The sequence below is a fragment of the Luteococcus sp. genome, from assembly GCF_043424415.1.
GTDB lineage: Bacteria > Actinomycetota > Actinomycetes > Propionibacteriales > Propionibacteriaceae > Luteococcus.
Window position 1 is genome coordinate 1 of record NZ_JBHWOO010000182.1, and the last position, 4,979, is coordinate 4,979.

Here is a 4,979-nt window from a genome sequence, read left to right on the forward strand (position 1 = left end):
CTACTACGGCCGGCGCCAGCGGGCCGATGAGGTCCTCGCCCACGCGGCGGAGATCTTCGGCCAGATGGGGGCCGGGGTCATGGTTGACCGGTGTGCCGCCGAGCGGCGGGTCGGCGGCGTGGGCCCGGCCAACCGCATCAACCCGCACGGCTTCACACCCCAGGAGGAACAGATCGCGGCACTGGTGGCCGAGGGCGGTACCAATCGTGCGGTGGCCCGGGAGCTGTCGTTGTCGACGAAGACCGTCGAATATCATCTGCCCCGCATCTACCGGAAGCTGGGGGTGACAACGCGACAGGCCCTGCGCGAGGGTCTCGCGCAGTGCTGACGGTGACGCACGGGGGCGTCGATAAGCCGGTTCTACCGGTGGTACACGGGGCGGGTCAGGGCGAACAGCAGGGCGCCGAGCAGGCCGACGGCCGCGTAGGCGAAGAACCCCCACGGGTGCGCCATGCCGAGACTGATGAGCAGGCCACCGAGCATGGGGCCGGAGATCGCACCGAGGCGGCCGATGCCGGCGGAGAAACCCATCGCGGTGGCGCGCATATTGGACGGGTGGTTCTCACCCACGAAGGCGTAGACGAGGTTCTGCGAGGAGAACACGAACACGCCCGTGATGAACACGACCACGTACAGACCGAGCAGCGGCAGCTTGATCGCCATCAGCGCCAGGAACACCGCGGAGGCGACGAACCACACCAGGCCGGTCCTGCGCGGCGAGTGGGTGTCGGAGACCTTGCCGGCGATGATGAGGCCGACAACCGCGCCGACGTTGAGCACCAGCAGGAAGCCCAGGGAGTTGCCCAGGTCGTAGTCCGCGGCGCGCATGATCTGCGGCAGCCAGGTGTTGAGGCCGTAGACCAGCAGCAGGCCCATGAAGGACGCGCCCCACACCGCCAGGGAGTTGCGGCGGTACGTCGGGGTGAGCAGGGATGCCAGGGAGCTGCGCTGCTTCTCGGACTGCGCGGCTTCGGCGGTGTCACGGTCCAGTTCGTCGGACAGCTCCATGCCGTAGCGTCCGGCGATCTCCTCGGCCTCCGCGACGTGCCCCTTGGCCAGGAGGTACTGCGGGGACTCGGGCAGCAGGAAGTACATGACCGGGGCGAGGATGAGGCCCGGGACGGCACCGACGATGAACAACGAGTGCCAGCCGAAGGGTTCGATCATGATGATGGCCAGCAGGGCGGTGAGGACCGCACCGACGTGGTACCCGGTCATGACGGTGGTGGTCGAGGAGCCCGCCTTGGCGCGGCCGCGGAACTCGGTGACCGTGGAGATCGCGGTGGGCAGGCAGCCGCCGAGGCCGACGCCGGCGAAGAAACGCAGGAGCATGAGCAGCCACACGGAGCCCGCGAAGCCCATGGCCAGGGTGAGCAGGGAGAAGGCTAGGACGGCGACGATCATCACCCAGCGGCGTCCGAGTTTGTCGGTCAGCGTGCCGATCGCCAGAGCACCGATGGTCATGCCGACGAGGCCGGCCGTGACGATCTGGGTGCCCTCGGCGGCGGTGACCTGCCAGGCGGGGTCCTCGATCATGGAGGGCAGGACGGCGCCGATGACCACCATGTCGAAGCCGTCGAGGAGCACGGCGATCCACAGGAGGATGGTGACGGTGAGGGTGGAGCGGGAGGCGGTGCCGCCGGCCCGGGCGGCGCTGGCGGTGGGGGTGGGCGTGGACATCTACACCTCGAACTGCGGCAGATCGAGGCCGACGTACTGCTGCGCCAGGTAGGTGCGGCCAGCCTCGGTGGACAGGACGGAGCGCAGTTCGGCGCGGGACCGCTGGGTCTCGAAGTGGGAGTCCCCGGGGACCGTGTGGAGCATCGAGGACATCCAGTAGGAGAAGTGCTGGGCCTTCCACACGCGCGGGACGGCGAGCGCGGAGTACCGGTCGAGCAGGTCCGTGTTGTTCTTCTTGATCGCCCGGGCGAGCCCGGGGGCCAGGGCGGCGACGTCGGCGAGGTTGAGCCCTTGGCACCGGTCGGCGGCACGGTGTGGGCGGCGTCGCCGGCGAGGAAGAGACGGCCGCGCTGCATGGGGTCGGTGACGGCGGAGCGGAAGCGGAGGACGGCCTTGTCGAAGATCTCGCCCTCGGACACGCGCAGGTCATCGGTGGACACGCGCTTGTGCAACTCGGACCAGATACGCTCGTCGTCCCACATGTCGGTGGTGTCGTCCGGGTTGCACTGCAGGTAGTAGCGCTGGACGGAGGGCGAGCGGGTGGAGATGAGCGCGAACCCGTCGGGCGAGTTGGCGTAGATCAGTTCCTTCTGGGTCTGCGGGGCGTTGACCAGGATGCCGAACCAGGCGTAGGGGTATTCGTGCTTGGCGCGCACGGCGCCGGGCAGTTCGGTGACGAGTTTCCGGTTCGGGGAGCTGGAGCCGTCGCCGGCCATGACGTAGTCGGCGGTCAGGGTCTGCTGCTCGCCGCCGTCGGTGGTGTAGGTGATGGTGACCTGATCGTCGTCGTAGCCGGTGACGTCGGTGACCTCGGTGTTGAAGAGGATGGGCTGGTCGGCGGCCAGGCGGGCGGCGATGAAGTCCTTGAGGTACTCGTGCTGCGGGTAAACGGCCATGTGATGGCCGGTCAGGCCCTTGAGATCGATCTACGTGCGGTTGCCGTCGATGGCGAGTTCGATGGCGTCGTCGATGTCGGCCTCGCGTTCCATGCGCTCACCGACGCCGGTCTCCTGCATCATGCGCAGGGTGCCCTGTTCGAGGACGCCGGCGCGGACGGTCTCCTCGACGGCCTCGCGGGAGCGGGACTCGAACACGACGGTCTCGATGCCGTAGTTGTGGTGGAGCAGGTGGGCCAGGGTGAGTCCGGCGGGGCCGGCTCCGATGATAGCGACGGGGGTGTGGGACATCTACTTGTCTCCTTCGAGGTCGGTCACGGCCTGCTGGAGAAGCTTGAATCCGTGGTTGGAGTTGGGGACGCCGGCATAGACGGCGGTGTGGAGGAGGACTTCGCCGATGAGGTCGGCGCTGACGCCCGCGCGCAGGGCGGCGCGGATGTGCATGTCCAGTTCGCCGTTGTTGCCCACGGCGGTGAGGATGGCGATGGTGAGCAGGCGGCGCTGCGTGTGGTCGAGCCCGCCACGTTCCCACACGTCCCCCCAGGCGGTGCGGGTGATGAAGTCCTGGAACATCGCCGTCACCGGCGTCTGCTTCTCGACGGCCGCGTCCACGTGCGCTTCGCCAAGCACCGCGCGGCGGTTGCGCATCCCCGTCTCATGGGCCGCGTCGCGGCCCTGCTGGTACATGTCACTCATGGTGGTCTCCGTCGAGGATGAGGTCGGTGATGTCGCCGGCGTGACCGGTGTCGGTTCCGGTGACGCGGGCGGCCATGGCGTCGGTGTGCACACGCAGCCCGTCGAGGCTGGTGTGGATGCGGCTGACGGCGGAGGCGGTGGCGGCGAACAGGTCACGCAGGGTCTGCCACTCGGCGTGCCAGCTGCCGGTGCCGCGCTGCCAGCGGCAGTCGAGGGTGTCCAGCAGGGTTGCAGCCAGGCCGGGGGTGCGACGGGCGTAGCCGTCGCAGGCGACGGCCGCGGCGGGGTTGGCCTTGTGGGGCATCGACGAGCTGCCGCCGGGGGTGGCCTCGGCGAGTTCAGCGATCTCGGTCGCCGAGTACGCGACGATGTCGCCGGCGATCTTGCGCACGGCCCCGGCCAGCTGGGCGGCGGCGAGGCCGACGGTGACCAGGGGCAGGCGGTTGGTGTGCCACACCAGGGGCCGGTCGGCCAGACCGAGGTCGGCGGCCAGCCGGTCGTGGATGGTGATGCCGTCGGGGTGGGTGGCCACGAGGTTGCCGGTGGCGCCGGCGTACTGGACGGGCAGGGCTGCGGCGGCGTCGTGCAGCCGGGTGGCGGCGTCGCGGACACCCCCGAGCCAGCCGGCCGCGATGACGCCGAAGGTGGTCGGCAGGGCCTGCTGACCGAGGGTGCGCCCCATGATCGGGGTGTCCCGGTGGTCGCGGGCCAGGGCCTCGAGCAACGCGATGACACCGTCGATGTCCATGGCGTCGACCGCTCGGCGGATGCACAGGACCAGGGCGGTGTCGACGGCGTCCTGGCTGGTTGCGCCGACGTGGACGCCCTCGGTGTCGATCTCCTTGACCATCGGGATCACCGGGTTGCCGCCGGCGGCGGAGTCCTCGGCGATGGCCACCAGGTCATAGTCGTAGGCGGCGACCGCCGCGCGGGCGGCGTCCGCCACGTCCGGGAGGAGGTGGCCGGTGGCTGCGGCGGCGTCGACAAGCGCGGACTCGAACTCGACGATCGCGTCGAGGAAGGCGCGGTCGGAGAGGTGCACATGCGCGTCCGTGTCGCCGCCGGCGAGGTCGGAGTAGAGGGTGCGGGCGAGGTCAGACACGGAAGAACGGCGTCTCCTTCTCCGGATCCTCGTGCTGGACCACGATGGTCATCCGGTGACCACCGTCGGTCGGCTCGGCGATGAGCAGGTCGCGGCGGGCGGCGTCGACGAGCTGGAGGACCGGGTCGGCGCTGTTGTCGTTTCCGGGGAAGTACAGGCGGGTGTACAGGCGCTCGAGCATGCCGCGGGCGAAGACGCCGACCTTGAGGTGCGGGGCCTCCCCGTCGGCGGCGACGGGCAGCTGGGTGGTGAAGGTGACCGAGCCGGTCTCATCCACCATGCCCCGGCCCAGGCCGCGGAAGCCGTCGACGGTCTCGGTGTTGTAGGTGCCGTCGGGGCGGGTCTGCCAGATCTCGATCATCGCGTCGGCGATGGGACCCCCCTTGCCGTCGATGACGGTGAAGGTGACCTGCTCGCCCTCGTCGGAGATCTTCTCCGAGCCCTCGAGTGTGAGGCCGATGTGGACGTAGGGGCCGACGGTCTGGGAGGGGGTGAGGCCGAAGCCGGCCTCGTCCTGGTCGCGGATGTCGGAGACCTCGTAGCGGAACTCGCCGGTTTTCTGGGTGTCGATCATGTCGGTTCCTTTACTCGAAGGGGGTGGCGTC

Annotated in this window: 5 protein-coding genes and 1 pseudogene; 1 reads left to right on the forward strand and 5 read right to left on the reverse strand. The window is 69.6% G+C overall.

Annotation, left to right across the window (positions count from 1 at the left end):
• On the forward strand, positions 1–328 hold a 328-nt coding region (locus ACHFFZ_RS10750; protein ID WP_394276622.1), incomplete at its 5' end, for a helix-turn-helix transcriptional regulator.
• A gap of 32 nt (positions 329–360) precedes the next feature.
• Here ACHFFZ_RS10750 and ACHFFZ_RS10755 read toward each other — a convergent pair.
• The 5 genes and pseudogenes from ACHFFZ_RS10755 to pcaG all read right to left on the reverse strand — a co-directional run bounded on the left by ACHFFZ_RS10755 (position 361) and on the right by pcaG (position 4,948).
• The gene (locus tag ACHFFZ_RS10755) at positions 361–1,680 is read right to left on the reverse strand and encodes an MFS transporter (RefSeq protein ID WP_394276623.1); all 1,320 of its coding nucleotides are present in this window, start codon (positions 1,678–1,680) and stop codon (positions 361–363) included.
• A gap of 296 nt (positions 1,681–1,976) precedes the next feature.
• A pseudogene (locus tag ACHFFZ_RS10760) lies at positions 1,977–2,867 on the reverse strand (4-hydroxybenzoate 3-monooxygenase); the annotation flags it as partial.
• Positions 2,868–3,263 (reverse strand): 4-carboxymuconolactone decarboxylase, encoded by a 396-nt coding sequence (gene pcaC / locus ACHFFZ_RS10765; protein WP_394276624.1) that lies wholly within the window; start codon positions 3,261–3,263, stop codon positions 2,868–2,870. It lies immediately after the preceding pseudogene.
• A gap of 1 nt (position 3,264) precedes the next feature.
• A complete protein-coding gene (locus ACHFFZ_RS10770; RefSeq protein ID WP_394276625.1) occupies positions 3,265–4,374 on the reverse strand; it encodes a lyase family protein in 1,110 nt (369 codons plus the stop codon).
• On the reverse strand, positions 4,367–4,948 hold the full coding sequence (gene pcaG, locus ACHFFZ_RS10775; protein WP_394276626.1) for a protocatechuate 3,4-dioxygenase subunit alpha: 582 nt from the start codon (positions 4,946–4,948) through the stop codon (positions 4,367–4,369). Before pcaG ends, ACHFFZ_RS10770 begins: the two co-directional genes overlap by 8 nt.
• Positions 4,949–4,979 lie beyond the last annotated feature (31 nt).